Raw genomic sequence first — 13,784 nt, forward strand, 5'->3', positions numbered from 1 at the left:
TTCAAGAAAAAGTTAAAGAACATAATCTATGTGTGAATGTCAAAATGTCGGTGAATTTTTTGTATGTCCTGACAGCTTTTCAAATATTTTCAGCAATAACTATGGAATGAAAAATAGGTTTCCTCACTACATCATTGAAGAAGCTCCATGCGAAGAAACTCGTCCAAAATTTAATTATAGTGAGTTTTATTATGTCTGCTCTGAGTGTGAGCAAGCATGGTATTTCGAGTGTTATCCAGATACACCAACAGCACCTGTTTTTGGGATTAAACTTTTAGACGTGAACCAAACCTTAAGCCAAAATCGAATAAACAGTATTAAGCAATTCTTAGTTGTTTTAGCTCATGAAGGCTTTTCAGAAAACAAGTGCATTCATAAAGGCTGTACAGACTATTCACTTAACGGAATTAACGTATGTCTTAATCACTTTGGTTATAAGTTAAGTACCTGATAATAGCTCTAACCACCAAACAACCACATCTTACGGCGCAAGTCTGTAAATTGAGTAAGACAGTAGATTTTCTACTGGGTTTAACGAAAATATATCGTTTGCTCAACACCCTCTTAAATTTTAACATCATCTCAAAATTTATTAGATATTTCATATTTTTAATTAAATTAAGAGGTAAAATTATGTCTGAGAAAGTCGCTATTATTACGGCTGCGGGAAGTGGTATGGGCGCAGCTATTGCAAAAAAATTAGCAGCAGATGGATTTAATGTTGCGATTCTTTCTTCATCAGGAAAAGGTGAAGCTCTCGCAAACCAACTGAATGGTCTAGGTATTACTGGATCAAATCAATCAATAGACGATGTTCAACGCCTTATTGATGAAACTCTTTCTCGTTGGGGACGAATAGATGTTTTGGTTAACAGTGCAGGACATGGTCCCCGCAAGGAAATTTTAGAATTAACAGACCAAGATTGGCATGATGGTATAGACACTTACTTTCTTAATGCTGTACGACCTATACGTTTAGTTATTCCTGTAATGCAAAAACAAAAGCAAGGTGTAATTATCAATATTTCAAGTGCATGGACATTTGAGCCTAGCTCACTATTTCCAACCTCTGCAGTTGCTCGTTCTGGATTGGCAGCATTTACCAAAATTTGTGCAGATACCTATGCGATTGATAATATCCGTATTAATAATGTCTTACCTGGATGGATTGATACTCAGCCAGAAACAGATGAACGCATTAACAATGTTCCAATGAAGCGTTATGGTTCAAAAGAAGAGATAGCAGATACAGTTGCTTTCCTTGCATCTTATAGTGCTGCTTATATTACAGGGCAGAATATTCGAGTAGATGGTGGCTTAACTCGCTCTGTATAATGAATCTTAATAAAAATTTGAAGGGATAAATTGCTAAACCATTATCCCTTCAAGGTTAGAGTTAAACTCATCACCGCAATAAAACTCTCTTTTTATGGTTGCTCTGTACCTAAATATTCAATACACCATTTCCAAATTTGATCTACTTTGTCATTCGGATTTAGAACTTTTTTTCTGACAAGAAAATAACTTGGCTCAACTATTTTAGTTTCGGAAACAACTTGTACTAGTTTTCCTGACTTAATATCTGCTTCAACAAACGCTCGACATGCTAAAGCTATTCCTTGCCCTGATACAGCAGCGTCCAACGCCAGAGTGGTTTGATTAAATATAGGCCCTGACAACTTGGTGAATGTATTTAGAAATTTTGGCCATTGATCGTGTGCATCGTGCAGAAGTGGCATTGATAATAACTGTTCACGTTTTAATGGCAACGTTAAATCTTTGACAAAATAAGGACTTGCTACAGCTACGAGTTCCTGACGAAACAATAATTGTGTTTCCAAATTCTCTGGAAATGATTTTGTGGTTAGCCTGATAGCAATATCAACCTGATCCCGATCAAAGTCAGATACTGCTTCAGTAGCTAATGTATGTAAGTTAATGTCAGGTAATAAAGTATGTAAATCGCCTAACCGAGGAATTAAGAGTTTGGCAGCAACAGTTGGGGTGACACTTATCGTAACGCTATCTGGCTGATCTAATAGTAATTCTGTCGAATCAGTAAGAATGTCAAAAGCACGAGTGATATTGACCAGATATTTTGCTCCTTCGGGAGTCAAAGACAGTCCTCGTGGAAGCCGTTGAAATAAAGTAACGTTTAAATGATCTTCTAATGCACGAACTTGTTGGGCAATAGCACCTTGCGTAACACCTAATTCATCAGCAGCAGCGCGAAAACTTAACTTCCTGCCCGCTGTTTCAAAAGCACGTAAAGCATTTAAAGATGGAAGTTTTCGACGAGATAACATGAAAAAATCAAGAAGTAGTTTTTCTACACTCTAGTTTGTTTGCTAACTGTATGCAACCTATTCACGGCGCAAGCCTATAACACGTAGATGTAAATAAAGCGACTCTATTATTCAAACCATCTGTTATGACCACTTCATAATGCGCGAATTTTTTACTACTTCCGACCTTGGTTGCCGTTGCAAATAACACCCTATCTTTCGCACCACTCATATAGCGAATATCCGCCTGTAGGCCTGTATATGGGGCATCGCCTGCATTACAAGCCATCGCAAAAGCGATATCGGCTAAAGAAAATATGACACCACCATGCACGCTGCCCAATGCATTCATGTGTTCGTCTTTGACATTAAGCTTGCAACGCGCTTCATCAAAACTGCGATGCAGCACTTGTACACCCAATAGCTCTGCGAATTGATCAACCGCGTTGGTTTCCATTTTTTGCACAAACGTCTCCCTACTCGTGCGAGTATTCCCTTAAGTCTTACAAACCTATGTGTATTGAAATTGAATGATTAAAAGCCGTTAAACACTATCTTGTTTAATCTGATAGTTTGAAGAACTAAAGTCCTTATAGGTCAGGCGGTCATCTGACTCTGAAGCTAAAGGCTGAACTTCTTGCATTGAGTTTAAACAGCGCTGTGCAAGCTCCATGTATTCTTGCGTGCCGCGGGTTTTCCACTTTTTTTCTTGTTCTGATAAATCACGTGCAACCTTGGCAGGACTACCCATTGCCAATACATTTGCCGGAATAATATCTTTGGTTTTGACCAGACTATTTGCGCCAATAATGGTGTTTTCACCAATTTCGGCATAGTCCAAAATCACGCTGTTCATGCCAACCAAAACATTTTTTCCAATGCGGCAACCATGCAAAATTGCCCCATGCCCAATGTGGCCCATTTCCTCAACTAAAGTCACGCTTTGCGGAAAACCATGTACGGTGCAGCTATCTTGTATATTGGCATTTTGCTTAATATGGATACGGCCAAAATCGGCACGTAATGAAGCAAATGGCCCTACATATACACCCGCTTCAATAATCACATCACCAATTAAAACAGCGGTTGGATGTACAAAAGCGTCTGGGCTAACGACGGGAATAACACCGTCAATACTATAACAAGGCATGATTTAACCTCTCATTTGTCGCAACCAAGCCTCCGAAACGGCGCCAATAATGTGCTGTGGCATTTGGCATGGGTCCTTCTGCTGTTGCGGCAACAGACAAGAAGTATTCATCGGCAGGTTCAAATACTTTTTTATAAATATTCATTGATAACGTTCGTGCACTAATCGCGGGCCAGTCAGTTGGCAACAACTCAAGCGGTAATGCTGGGTCTTTCAATAAAATCCGTCGATAATAATGAATCAGCAAAGTTCGAATCTGAAAGGCCTGAACAGGTTCGAGTTGTTCGTTTTCCTGCATCAGCAACACGCCAATTTCTCTAAAAATATCAAGAAACTGTAGATACCTTTGGCGCAATTCATCGATGGGCCAGTTGGTTCTGAGCATACGGCCAATGGTATCGACCGAATTATTAAAGAGCTGCAATGTTTCGGCTTTAAACACCACCACTTGCTCACTCATATTTAAGTCAACCAACAAGCGTTGCAGTTCAATACGGTTACAACCCGGATAAGCCATTAAGTTGGTCGAAATATTGGCAAATCCTAACCATTCGAGTTCTTTCTTTAACAACGCTTTATTTTCAGTATCGAGGCTAGACATCAGAATAAGATCCCAATAATGGTCCCACTCTTTCATCTGGTCGTTATAAATACGTTGCTCGGCTTGCAAATAAGTCGAACGGCTTGAATCGGTAATTCGATAAAAGCTGGTTCTGCCGATTTTGTCTGAACATAACCAATCATTTTTAACTAAACGAAAAACAGAGGTTCTTACAGCACGGTCATTAAAACCAAATAGCTCTAATAACTGAATCAGGCTTGCAAGACTAATGTTTCCACCCCGATGAAGTACTGAATCTCCAAAAATTGTCGAAATAAGCGAAGTTCCACTTAAGGTTTCATTCTTTACAACAGAATCAATTATTTGCTGTATTTTTGCACTCATACTCATGTCTTGGCGTTTAGTTTCAGGGTATAGATTCTATACCCTGAATGATCTTGATGTTAAGCAATCTGACGCATATCGATTACCCGCTTTGCCTTACCTTCCGAACGAGGTAAGGTCGCTTCTGTCACAACTTCTACAGTAACGCTAATCCCAATCATGGTTTTAATGCGTTTCATCAACTCCTGAGCAAGTTGATTGGCCTGTATAGTACAGTTATGACACATCTCTGTACGAATATGCAAAGTATCCATATGGCCTTTTTTAGTCACCAAAATTTCATAATTTGGAACTAAATGCGGAACTTGCAAAATTTGCTCTTCAATTTGGGTCGGGAAAACGTTCACACCGCGAATAATCAGCATGTCGTCACTACGACCCACAATTTTATCCATTTTGCGCATTGCCAGATTTTCACCCGGTAATAAACGGGTCAAATCACGAGTACGGTAACGAATAATCGGTAAGCCTTCTTTGGTAATGGTGGTAAAGACTAGCTCGCCAAGTTCGCCATCTTTACAAACTTCACCTGTTTCTGGGTTAATAATTTCTGGGTAGAAATGATCTTCCCAAATGGTTAATCCCTCGCCCTCACCTAAGCACTGCATCGCAACACCCGGCCCCATCACCTCAGACAAACCATAAATATCGAGTGCTTTAATATTAAGGCGTTCTTCAATTTCACGGCGCAGTTCGTTGGTCCAAGGCTCGGCACCAAAAATACCGACTTTTAAAGACGTATTACGTGCAGTACCAAATTGCTGTTCGAGCTTTTCAATAATACTCACGCAATACGATGGCGTAACCATAATTGCAGTCGGTTTAAAGTCTTGAATAAGCTGAACTTGCTTTTCAGTTTGCCCGCCAGACATTGGAATAACCGTTGCACCTAAGCGCTCAGCACCATAATGTGCACCTAGTCCACCTGTAAACAGTCCATAGCCATAAGCCACCTGAACCATGTCTTTCGCGGTTAAACCTGCCATGCGTAAGCAACGCGCAACTATATCCGACCAAGTGTTAATATCTTTTTGGGTATAACCCACCACAGTCGGTTTACCCGTTGTGCCTGATGATGCATGTAAACGCACAATTTGCTCTTGCGGTACGGCAAACATTCCAAACGGATAGTTGTCTCTTAAATCCTGTTTGGTGGTAAATGGAAACTTTGCCAGATCGTCTAAAGTCACGAAGTCATCAGGATGTACACCCGCTTCATCGAACTTTTTCTTATAGACCGGACTATTTTCATATACAAAAGTCAGGGTTTGCTTTAACCGTTTAGTTTGCAGCTCTCTAAGCTCTGCAAGTGTTAATTGCTCAACATTATCCATTGTAAGGCTGTCCATCGCCTCTCTCCTCATTATGTAATTTTAAAAACCGTCTGAATTAATTTAAGTTTTCCAAAATCAGTGCGACGCCTTGTCCAACACCTACACACATCGTGCAAAGTGCATAGCGTCCACCGCGTTTTTTTAGCTCACGTGTTGCGGTAATGACTAAACGTGTACCACTCATACCGAGCGGATGTCCTAACGCAATCGCACCACCATTTGGGTTCACGCGTTCATCGTCATCTTTTAAACCAAGTTCACGCATACAAGCCAAAGATTGGGCTGCGAATGCTTCATTCAGCTCAATCACATCCATCTGATCTAGCGTTAAACCTGTTTGCTTTAAAATTTTCTGTACAGCCGGAACAGGACCTATACCCATATATTTGGGTTCAACCCCTGCACTTGCAATGCCTATCACGCGTGCTAAAGGTTTTAAACCATGTGTATTTGCAAATTCACGGTTGGTAATTAACACACACGCAGCACCGTCATTTACACCAGAGGCATTTCCGGCAGTCACCGAACCGCCTTCTTTTTTAAATGGGGCTTTTAGCTTAGCGAGTGCTTCAAGTGTCGTTTCGCGCGGATGTTCATCGCGGTTCACCACAACCACGTTTTTCTTACGGTCTGTAATCTCGACAGGCAAAATCTCATCGTTAAAGAAACCACTTTGTTGGGCAGCAGCGGTTTTTTGCTGACTACGTAATGCAAACGCATCTTGGTCTTCACGACTAATTTGATATTTTTCAGCTACATTTTCAGCAGTTTCAGGCATGCTGTCGGTGCCGTATTGCGCTTTAAGTTGCTTATTTACAAAGCGCCAGCCAATAGTGGTGTCATAAATTTCAGGGGTTCGGCTAAACGCTTCAGTCGGTTTAGCTTGTACAAATGGCGCACGGCTCATGGACTCTACACCACCTGCCAACACAAACTGTGCTTCACCAGCTTTAATTGAGCGTGCTGCAAGTCCCACCGCATCTAAACCAGAGGCACACAAGCGATTGACCGTCATGGCAGGAACTGTATCAGGTAAGCCTGCTAACAGTGTTGCCATACGTGCAACGTTACGGTTGTCTTCACCTGCTTGGTTAGCACATCCTAAAAACACTTCGTCTACCGTATTCCACGGTAGGTTCGGGTGTTTATCTTTTAAATATTTGATGGGCAATGCAGCTAAATCATCTGCACGTACAGCACTTAGGGCACCTGCATATCGTCCAATTGGGGTACGAATAAAATCGCAAATTAAAACGTCTTCCATGTTGACTCCTGATTATGCAAATTCGGTCATATCACGTGAATATTGGGTAGCAATGTTTTGAGTTTTCGCTACATATTGCTTGAGGTAGATACTCGCGCGATATTTTTCCTCTCCATACAGTGCATATAAGTTATTTAAGGTTTGGAGCACATACGCACCACCCATTTGTGTCAACCACTGGTAAGGGCCTTTAGGATAATTCACTCCATATTTCATGGCATTATCAATATCTTCCAGACTCGCAACACCATGTAAACTTGCTTCGCATGCTTCATTAATGAGTAAAGCGATGGTGCGTAAGGTTAACAGGGCCGGATGGTCTTTAATCCACATCACGCTGATACCAAACTGCGCAAAGTAAGCTTCAACTTTAGCCAGATCACTTGCTTCACAAAGCTCGTTATGGCTGAGTACTAAAGCCTCCGCCTGTTCAAAATCATGGTGCCAATCCATTAAAATCACTTTACGGCTTAAGTAATGAATATTGGCTGACTCACCTTGGCTTAAACGTAAGTCGATATCATCAATTTGAAGGATATTGTCATCACTCACAGATCCGCTTTTTAAACCCAAACGCGTTAAAAAAGCAGGTAGCTGAGACCAAGTCCCTTTTAGCTGAATATGTGCATCAACTGGCTTGGCAACCACAGCTTGAGGCTGAAATGTCTCGTATTGATTTTTTTCGTTATAACTATAGAAACCCTGTTTTGACTTACGGCCCCAAGCACCTGCATCGACCAATTCTTTTTGAACGAGGCTTGGACGGTAGCGTGGCTCGTAAAAGAACTCTTGGTAAACGCTTTGGGTTACCGAAAAGTTAACATCTTGCCCAATCAGGTCAGTAAGTTCACACGGCCCCATCGCAAAACCGCCACATTGCTTTAAAGCATAGTCTAGCTGGTCGTAGCTGGTGACTTGTTCTTGCAGTGCTCTAAAGCCTTCTGCATAAAACGGACGTGCAATTCGGTTAACAATAAACCCGGGAGTCGACTTGGTGAGTACCGGAATTTTTTTCCAGCCCAGCATCAAATTTTTTAAAGCCAGACATAAGCTGTTTGGAGTTTTTAAGCCTTGTACAATTTCGACCAGTTTCATGACTGGTGCAGGGTTAAAAAAGTGTAAACCGACCACGCGCTCAGGATGAGCAATGCCAGCCGAAATTGCAGTCACTGAAATTGAAGATGTATTGCTTGCAAAAATAGTTTGCGCACTACAAATTTCAGCGAGTTGCTTAAATAAAGACTGTTTAATTTCTTTTTTCTCAACGACCGCTTCAATAACTAAGTCAGCGTCTCTTAAAGCTTCAATTTGATTGACTACAGTTAAACGCGCTAAGGCTTCATCAGCTTGCTGTTGTGTAAGCTTGTTCTTTTCAACCAGCTTTTTAAATGTCTGCCCTAAGCCTTGAGCGGCTTGTTGCGCTTTTTGAGCATCTAAATCATATAAAACAGTCGAGTGCCCGTTTACGATGGCTAACTGGGCAATGCCAATGCCCATGGTGCCAGAACCAATCACGGCAATTCGGGCACGAGATAAGTCTAAATCTGTCATGCTTAGCGCCCTTTAAAATTTGGTTCACGTTTATTCATAAAGGCTTGTACACCTTCACGATAATCTTCGGAACGACCTGCAATACGTTGTAAGTCACGCTCTAACAGCACTTGCTCATCAAAGGTGTTATTGCTTGATTGATGAATCGCTTTTTTAATAAGAGATAGACCAAAAGTAGGTTGTTTCGCTAAACGTTCAGCGAGTTCAGTGACTTTTGTTTTAAGTTCAGCGTCTTCAACGACATCCCAAATCATGCCCCATTCTTTTGCGGTTTCTGCTGGGAGCTTGTCACCTAACAAAGTCAGTCCCATAGCACGCGCATGACCTACAGCACGTGGTAAAAACCATGTACCCGCAGAGTCTGGAACCAAACCTAAGCGGCAGAATGCTTGTACGAAGTTTGCCGATTTAGCTGCAATCACCAAATCACACGCCAGTGCAATATTTGCCCCTGCACCTGCTGCCACACCATTTACCGCGCAAATGACAGGCTTTGGCATATTTACAATCGTTTTAATGAGCGGGTTATAGTAAGTTTCAATGGAATATCCTAAATCTGGAGCTTCAGCATTTGGGTCTACTACACGATCACCTAAATCTTGCCCTGCACAAAAGCCACGGCCTTCACCACTAATCACAACACAGCGAACATTCGGATTCTTGGTCCACTGGTTTAAAACTTCAGCCACTTCACGGTGCATATCAACGTTAAAGCTATTCAGTGCTTTTGGGCGGTTAAATGTCAGGTAGCCAACACCATTTTTTTCTTCAGCAATAATATTTTGATAGTCCATCACTCACCTCTAAACACTGGCTTTCTTTTCTCAAAGAAAGCATTAATCCCTTCGTTTCGATCTTTTGTAGCCGCCAGCCAGACAAAGTTTTGACGTTCAAACTTGAGTCCCTGACTTAAAGTCGTTTCATGAATACTTTTAATTGATTGTTTAATCACGCGAATCGCTAAAGGCGCTTGTTTGGCAATTTTGGCTGCAAGTTGAACCGCATATTCAACGGTTAATTCGGTCGGCACCACTTGACTGCAAATGCCGTGTTGCTCTGCCTGTTTTGCCGAAATCATTTCACCAGTCATACTCCAGCGCATGGTAAGTTGTTGTCCAACCAAGCGTGCTAAACGCTGTGTTCCACCTGCTCCCGGTAACATACCAAGGCCAATTTCAGGTAAAGCAAAACGGGCATTTTCACCGCAAATCACCATATCTGAATGCAAAACCAACTCGAACCCAGCGCCTAAGGCATAACCATTGACTGCACTAATCAGTGGCTTACTAAACGCATCAATTTTTTGCCAAAGCTTCGGACGAATATCGAGTTGTAAAGTCACGGCGTCCATTGCAGCCAGCTCGCTAAGATCTGCTCCAGCAGCAAAACATTGTGAGTTACCTGTTAAAACCACTGCTTTGACTTGAGCATTATGTTCAGCTTCTTCGAGCAACTCGCACAAACACTGCAATGTTGCATTGTTTAAGGCATTTCTTTTTTCTGGACGGTTTAAGGTTAATAACAAAACACCGTCAGCAGCTGTACTGGCTTTGATCAACTCTTGCATGACAGCCTCTATTCATCAAAACTCAAGCGAACATTTGGGCCTTTCGGCAAGGTTTGACAGCTCAGCACATAGCCCTTTTCAACTTCATCTTCTTCAAGACTATAGTTAAGGAACATATCGACTTCGCCAGAAAGCACCTTACAACGACAGGTCGCGCACACCCCACCTTTACATGCGTACGGTAAGTCAGCACCCGCACGTAAAGCCGCATCCAGAATACTTTCATCATCTTGAGCCACAGAAACAATCAGTTCACGACCATCTAAAATGATGTTGACCTTTTCTTCTTTACGGTTTGCATCCGCTTCAACACTACGTTTACGCGCTTGCCCTGTATGGAAACGTTCGGTGTGGATTCGCTCTTTGGCAATACCAAAGTTCGGCAAAGTGCTTTCTACGGCATTCATCATTTCGTCTGGGCCACAGGCAAATACATGGTCAAAACTCGTTTCAAGCACTTCAAAATCAAAAAGCTGTTTTAGCTTTTCTGCATCAATACGACCGTTCATCATTTCACTATCGTTGAACTCACGAGAAAAAATATTGATGAGTTGAAAGCGTTCTTTAAACTGATCTTTCAAATCCATAATTTGCTCGGCAAACATGGTTTGTTTCCATGAGCGATTGCCATAGAGCAAGGTAAAGTTAGCTTCAGGTTGTTCAAATAAAACTTGTTTAATAATTGATAGAATTGGCGTGATACCACTACCCGCAGCAACGCCTAAATAGTTTTGTCCGCCCATCTTGGCTGCTTTTTGAAAAAACACACCTTGTGGTGGCATGACTTCAAGTACATCGCCCACTTTTAAATGGTCATTTGCCCAGTTTGAAAATTGACCCTGATCAATTTTTTTAACCGCAATACTGATGTCTTCTTTGCCCGCATAGCTACAAATTGAATAACAACGGCGGATTTCACCCGCTTCGGTTAAATGGCGAATGGTTAGATGTTGCCCCGGTTGAAAATGAAATTGTTCTTGTTGTTCAGGTACAACGTCAAATGCAATACAAATTGCCTGATCGGTTTGCGGCGTAATACTTTTTACTTTTAATGGTACAAATTGGCTCATGGCTGATTTCCTTATCTAAAGACTTAAATACATTTGAAGTAATCAAAAGGCTCAAGACAGTCCTGACATTTATAAAGTGCTTTACAGGCGGTAGAACTAAACTCTGTTAACAGTCGGGTATGTCGGCTTTTACAACGTGGGCACTCGACACCATCATTTAAATGAACGTGAGTTCCACACTGATGCGCCAACCCTTCAGGTGGTGCAATGCCATAAACTTGCAGTTTCTTTTTACCCGCTTCAGACATCCAGTCCGTGGTCCATGCTTCTGACAAATCGACTATGACTTTGACCGGTGTCAAAGCTTCTGCGGTAAATGCCTCAACAATCTGTGCTTTGAGCATATCTGTTGCTGGGCAACCGCTATATGTCGGAGTTAGACGAACAATAATTTCTTGTTGATCGTTAATCTCTACACCACGAATCATGCCTAAATCGACAACCGATAAAACCGGAATTTCGGGGTCACTTACCGTTTGTAGAACATCCCAACATTGGTCGATGCAATGACGAATCATTTGCATGGCTCACCTCCTTGTCTTACCAGGTCATGCCCGGATAAGTTCTTTGAATACTCTGCATTTCAGCCAACAAATAACCTAAATGCTCGGTATGCAATCCTTGTTTCGCACCACGGCGATAAGCACCGTTCACAGCAACATTTAATTCAAAACGCTTAAGCTCATCTGCAATGCTTTGGTTCCATTGCTCTTTTTCATTTGAAAAATCTGGAATCACACCTTCTGCAACTAATGCTTTTTCGTCTGCACTCAGTTCAAATAATTCAGCAGTAAAGCGCCATAAATTATTTAATCCGTCTTGCACACGTTGATGTGCTTCATCTGTGCTTAAACTTAAACGTTCCATCCAGCTCGTCGAAAAACGGATGTGATACTTCACTTCTTTTAAAGATTTCACAGCAAGCGCACTTAATTCAGGAAGTGAGCTTTGCGCTAAAGCCGTAAATAAATGAAGATGGTAATGGTCCATCAACCACTGACGTACAATTGTTTGTGCAAAGTCACCATTGGATTGTTCGCACAACAAGAGGTTTAAAAACTCACGTTCTGTACGGAAATACGCAAGTTGGTCTTCATCACGTCTAGCTTCATCATATTGACCAGCCAAAGTCAGAAAGTTTCTTGCTTGACCTAACAAGTCCAAGCCGATATTTGCTAAGGCAATATCAATTTCTAGCTCAGGTGCATGCCCGCACCATTCAGCCAAACGCTGAGATAAAACCAGTTGACTGTCGCCAATATGTAATAAGAATTTAGATAAAACTGAATGATTCATTTGCCATTCCCCTTACATGTGCTCAATGCCGTCTGGGATATGGTAAAAAGTCGGATGACGATAAACCTTGTCTAAAGAAGGATCGAAAAATTCAGCTTTTTCATCTGGTTGTGATGACTTAATCAGTTCTGAACGAACCACCCAAATGCTAATTCCTTCATTACGGCGCGTATAAACATCACGAGCATGTTGTAGTGCGATTTCATCATCAGGTGCTCTTAAGCTGCCTACATGACGGTGGCTTAAGCCTTGTTTACTACGTACAAATACTTCGTAGAGCGACCAGTTGTTTTTATCTTCCATTTTGATTTCCTCAAATTTTTCCATAAATCTTGTTAAGCCACTTTATTCGCTTCAAGCTGCTGTTTTTTCGCGTAGACCACTGCTGCATCACGAACCCATTTGCCGTTTTCCCATGCTTTACGGCGTGCTTCGATACGTTCGTGATTACATGGTCCACGTCCGGCAATCACTTCATTAAATTCGTGCCAGTCAATCTCGCCAAACTCATAGTGGCCTGTTTCTTCATTGAGCTTTAAATCTGGGTCCGGTACTTCCAAACCAAGTTGCAACACTTGTGGTACGGTGTTATCGACAAACTTTTGACGTAATTCATCATTACTAAAACGCTTGATTTTCCACGCCATGCTTTGTGCGCTGTTTGGAGAATGCTCATCACTTGGACCAAACATCATCAGTGCTGGCCACCAGAAACGGTTCACTGCATCTTGTGCCATCTGTTTTTGTTCCGGTGTACCGTTTGCCAAAGCCATCATGGCTTCAAAACCTTGGCGTTGGTGGAAACTTTCTTCTTTACAAATGCGTACCATCGCACGTGCATATGGCCCATATGAAGTACGGCAAAGCGCAACTTGGTTCACAATGGCGGCCCCATCGACAAGCCAACCAATTGCAGCGACATCTGCCCAAGTCAAAGTTGGATAGTTAAAGATTGATGAGTATTTCATTTTCCCATTAATCAACTTTTCCATCATGTCATCACGGTCAGCACCTAAGGTTTCTGCAGCGCTATACAGATATAAACCATGACCCGCTTCATCTTGTACTTTCGCGAGCAAAACCGCTTTACGTTTTAAAGTCGGCGCACGCGTAATCCAGTTTCCTTCAGGCAACATACCTACAATTTCAGAATGGCCATGTTGCCCGATTTGACGAATCAATGTTTTGCGGTAGGCATCAGGCATTTGATCCTTAGCCTCGATCGTAATTTCATTGGCAATATTTTGTTCAAATTTCTGGTAATTGTTTTCCATTCTTTCATTCCCTGTAGGCATCACCCTTAAATCTATTTTTCGATACA

Annotated in this window: 16 protein-coding genes; 2 read left to right on the forward strand and 14 right to left on the reverse strand. The window is 41.8% G+C overall.

Going from position 1 to position 13,784, the window contains the following annotated elements; genetic code table 11:
• Positions 1–28: 28 nt before the first annotated feature.
• Both HMPREF0013_RS09035 and HMPREF0013_RS09040 read left to right on the forward strand, forming a co-directional pair.
• Entirely contained in the window at positions 29–451 is a 423-nt protein-coding gene (locus tag HMPREF0013_RS09035) for a hypothetical protein (RefSeq protein ID WP_002114388.1), read from the forward strand.
• A gap of 182 nt (positions 452–633) precedes the next feature.
• The gene (locus HMPREF0013_RS09040) at positions 634–1,335 is read left to right on the forward strand and encodes an SDR family oxidoreductase (RefSeq protein WP_002114397.1); all 702 of its coding nucleotides are present in this window, start codon (positions 634–636) and stop codon (positions 1,333–1,335) included.
• A 92-nt stretch (positions 1,336–1,427) separates the two neighbouring features.
• Here HMPREF0013_RS09040 and HMPREF0013_RS09045 read toward each other — a convergent pair whose 3' ends face one another.
• From HMPREF0013_RS09045 to paaA, 14 genes are all read right to left on the reverse strand, one after another.
• Positions 1,428–2,306, reverse strand: coding sequence for a LysR substrate-binding domain-containing protein (locus tag HMPREF0013_RS09045; protein WP_002114282.1), 879 nt, complete (start codon positions 2,304–2,306; stop codon positions 1,428–1,430).
• Positions 2,307–2,367: 61 nt separating this feature from the next.
• Positions 2,368–2,751, reverse strand: coding sequence for a PaaI family thioesterase (locus HMPREF0013_RS09050; RefSeq protein WP_002114399.1), 384 nt, complete (start codon positions 2,749–2,751; stop codon positions 2,368–2,370).
• Between the two features lie 78 nt (positions 2,752–2,829).
• Positions 2,830–3,435, reverse strand: coding sequence for a DapH/DapD/GlmU-related protein (locus tag HMPREF0013_RS09055; RefSeq protein WP_005802502.1), 606 nt, complete (start codon positions 3,433–3,435; stop codon positions 2,830–2,832).
• Complete coding sequence (gene paaX / locus HMPREF0013_RS09060) at positions 3,422–4,387, reverse strand: phenylacetic acid degradation operon negative regulatory protein PaaX (protein WP_000062822.1); 966 nt, start codon at positions 4,385–4,387, stop codon at positions 3,422–3,424. Before paaX ends, HMPREF0013_RS09055 begins: the two co-directional genes overlap by 14 nt.
• A 53-nt stretch (positions 4,388–4,440) precedes the next feature.
• Positions 4,441–5,730, reverse strand: a complete 1,290-nt coding sequence (paaK, locus tag HMPREF0013_RS09065; RefSeq protein ID WP_000377856.1) for a phenylacetate--CoA ligase PaaK — start codon at positions 5,728–5,730, stop codon at positions 4,441–4,443.
• A gap of 40 nt (positions 5,731–5,770) precedes the next feature.
• Positions 5,771–6,979: a 3-oxoadipyl-CoA thiolase gene (gene pcaF, locus HMPREF0013_RS09070; RefSeq protein WP_002114392.1), complete on the reverse strand. Its 1,209-nt coding sequence runs from the start codon at positions 6,977–6,979 to the stop codon at positions 5,771–5,773.
• A 12-nt stretch (positions 6,980–6,991) separates the two neighbouring features.
• Entirely contained in the window at positions 6,992–8,530 is a 1,539-nt protein-coding gene (locus HMPREF0013_RS09075) for a 3-hydroxyacyl-CoA dehydrogenase (protein WP_002114573.1), read from the reverse strand.
• 2 nt (positions 8,531–8,532) lie between these two features.
• The gene (gene paaG, locus HMPREF0013_RS09080; protein WP_002114423.1) at positions 8,533–9,324 is read right to left on the reverse strand and encodes a 2-(1,2-epoxy-1,2-dihydrophenyl)acetyl-CoA isomerase PaaG; all 792 of its coding nucleotides are present in this window, start codon (positions 9,322–9,324) and stop codon (positions 8,533–8,535) included.
• Positions 9,324–10,097 (reverse strand): enoyl-CoA hydratase-related protein, encoded by a 774-nt coding sequence (locus HMPREF0013_RS09085; RefSeq protein WP_002114484.1) that lies wholly within the window; start codon positions 10,095–10,097, stop codon positions 9,324–9,326. Before HMPREF0013_RS09085 ends, paaG begins: the two co-directional genes overlap by 1 nt.
• 8 nt (positions 10,098–10,105) lie before the next feature.
• Complete coding sequence (gene paaE, locus HMPREF0013_RS0105155) at positions 10,106–11,167, reverse strand: 1,2-phenylacetyl-CoA epoxidase subunit PaaE (RefSeq protein ID WP_002114492.1); 1,062 nt, start codon at positions 11,165–11,167, stop codon at positions 10,106–10,108.
• A 23-nt stretch (positions 11,168–11,190) separates the two neighbouring features.
• The gene (paaD, locus tag HMPREF0013_RS0105160) at positions 11,191–11,691 is read right to left on the reverse strand and encodes a 1,2-phenylacetyl-CoA epoxidase subunit PaaD (protein WP_002114348.1); all 501 of its coding nucleotides are present in this window, start codon (positions 11,689–11,691) and stop codon (positions 11,191–11,193) included.
• Positions 11,692–11,707: 16 nt separating this feature from the next.
• Entirely contained in the window at positions 11,708–12,463 is a 756-nt protein-coding gene (paaC, locus tag HMPREF0013_RS09090; protein ID WP_002114543.1) for a 1,2-phenylacetyl-CoA epoxidase subunit PaaC, read from the reverse strand.
• A gap of 12 nt (positions 12,464–12,475) precedes the next feature.
• Entirely contained in the window at positions 12,476–12,766 is a 291-nt protein-coding gene (paaB, locus tag HMPREF0013_RS09095; RefSeq protein ID WP_000389648.1) for a 1,2-phenylacetyl-CoA epoxidase subunit PaaB, read from the reverse strand.
• 32 nt (positions 12,767–12,798) lie between these two features.
• Positions 12,799–13,737 (reverse strand): 1,2-phenylacetyl-CoA epoxidase subunit PaaA, encoded by a 939-nt coding sequence (gene paaA / locus HMPREF0013_RS09100; RefSeq protein ID WP_002114317.1) that lies wholly within the window; start codon positions 13,735–13,737, stop codon positions 12,799–12,801.
• Positions 13,738–13,784: the final 47 nt, after the last annotated feature.

This window comes from Acinetobacter sp. SH024 (genome assembly GCF_000163635.1).
Lineage (GTDB): Bacteria > Pseudomonadota > Gammaproteobacteria > Pseudomonadales > Moraxellaceae > Acinetobacter > Acinetobacter pittii.

What these genes read in the sequence shown, in the direction of transcription:
- HMPREF0013_RS09040 (WP_002114397.1), top strand. Translation starts at nt 634, where the DNA reads ATGTCTGAGAAAGTCGCTATTATTACGGCTGCGGGAAGTGGTATGGGC.
- paaC (WP_002114543.1), bottom strand. Translation starts at nt 12,463, where the DNA reads ATGAATCATTCAGTTTTATCTAAATTCTTATTACATATTGGCGACAGT.
- HMPREF0013_RS09055 (WP_005802502.1), bottom strand. Translation starts at nt 3,435, where the DNA reads ATGCCTTGTTATAGTATTGACGGTGTTATTCCCGTCGTTAGCCCAGAC.
- paaD (WP_002114348.1), bottom strand. Translation starts at nt 11,691, where the DNA reads ATGCAAATGATTCGTCATTGCATCGACCAATGTTGGGATGTTCTACAA.
- paaG (WP_002114423.1), bottom strand. Translation starts at nt 9,324, where the DNA reads ATGGACTATCAAAATATTATTGCTGAAGAAAAAAATGGTGTTGGCTAC.
- paaB (WP_000389648.1), bottom strand. Translation starts at nt 12,766, where the DNA reads ATGGAAGATAAAAACAACTGGTCGCTCTACGAAGTATTTGTACGTAGT.
- paaX (WP_000062822.1), bottom strand. Translation starts at nt 4,387, where the DNA reads ATGAGTATGAGTGCAAAAATACAGCAAATAATTGATTCTGTTGTAAAG.
- paaE (WP_002114492.1), bottom strand. Translation starts at nt 11,167, where the DNA reads ATGAGCCAATTTGTACCATTAAAAGTAAAAAGTATTACGCCGCAAACC.
- paaA (WP_002114317.1), bottom strand. Translation starts at nt 13,737, where the DNA reads ATGGAAAACAATTACCAGAAATTTGAACAAAATATTGCCAATGAAATT.
- HMPREF0013_RS09085 (WP_002114484.1), bottom strand. Translation starts at nt 10,097, where the DNA reads ATGCAAGAGTTGATCAAAGCCAGTACAGCTGCTGACGGTGTTTTGTTA.
- HMPREF0013_RS09045 (WP_002114282.1), bottom strand. Translation starts at nt 2,306, where the DNA reads ATGTTATCTCGTCGAAAACTTCCATCTTTAAATGCTTTACGTGCTTTT.
- HMPREF0013_RS09035 (WP_002114388.1), top strand. Translation starts at nt 29, where the DNA reads ATGTGTGAATGTCAAAATGTCGGTGAATTTTTTGTATGTCCTGACAGC.
- paaK (WP_000377856.1), bottom strand. Translation starts at nt 5,730, where the DNA reads ATGGACAGCCTTACAATGGATAATGTTGAGCAATTAACACTTGCAGAG.
- pcaF (WP_002114392.1), bottom strand. Translation starts at nt 6,979, where the DNA reads ATGGAAGACGTTTTAATTTGCGATTTTATTCGTACCCCAATTGGACGA.
- HMPREF0013_RS09075 (WP_002114573.1), bottom strand. Translation starts at nt 8,530, where the DNA reads ATGACAGATTTAGACTTATCTCGTGCCCGAATTGCCGTGATTGGTTCT.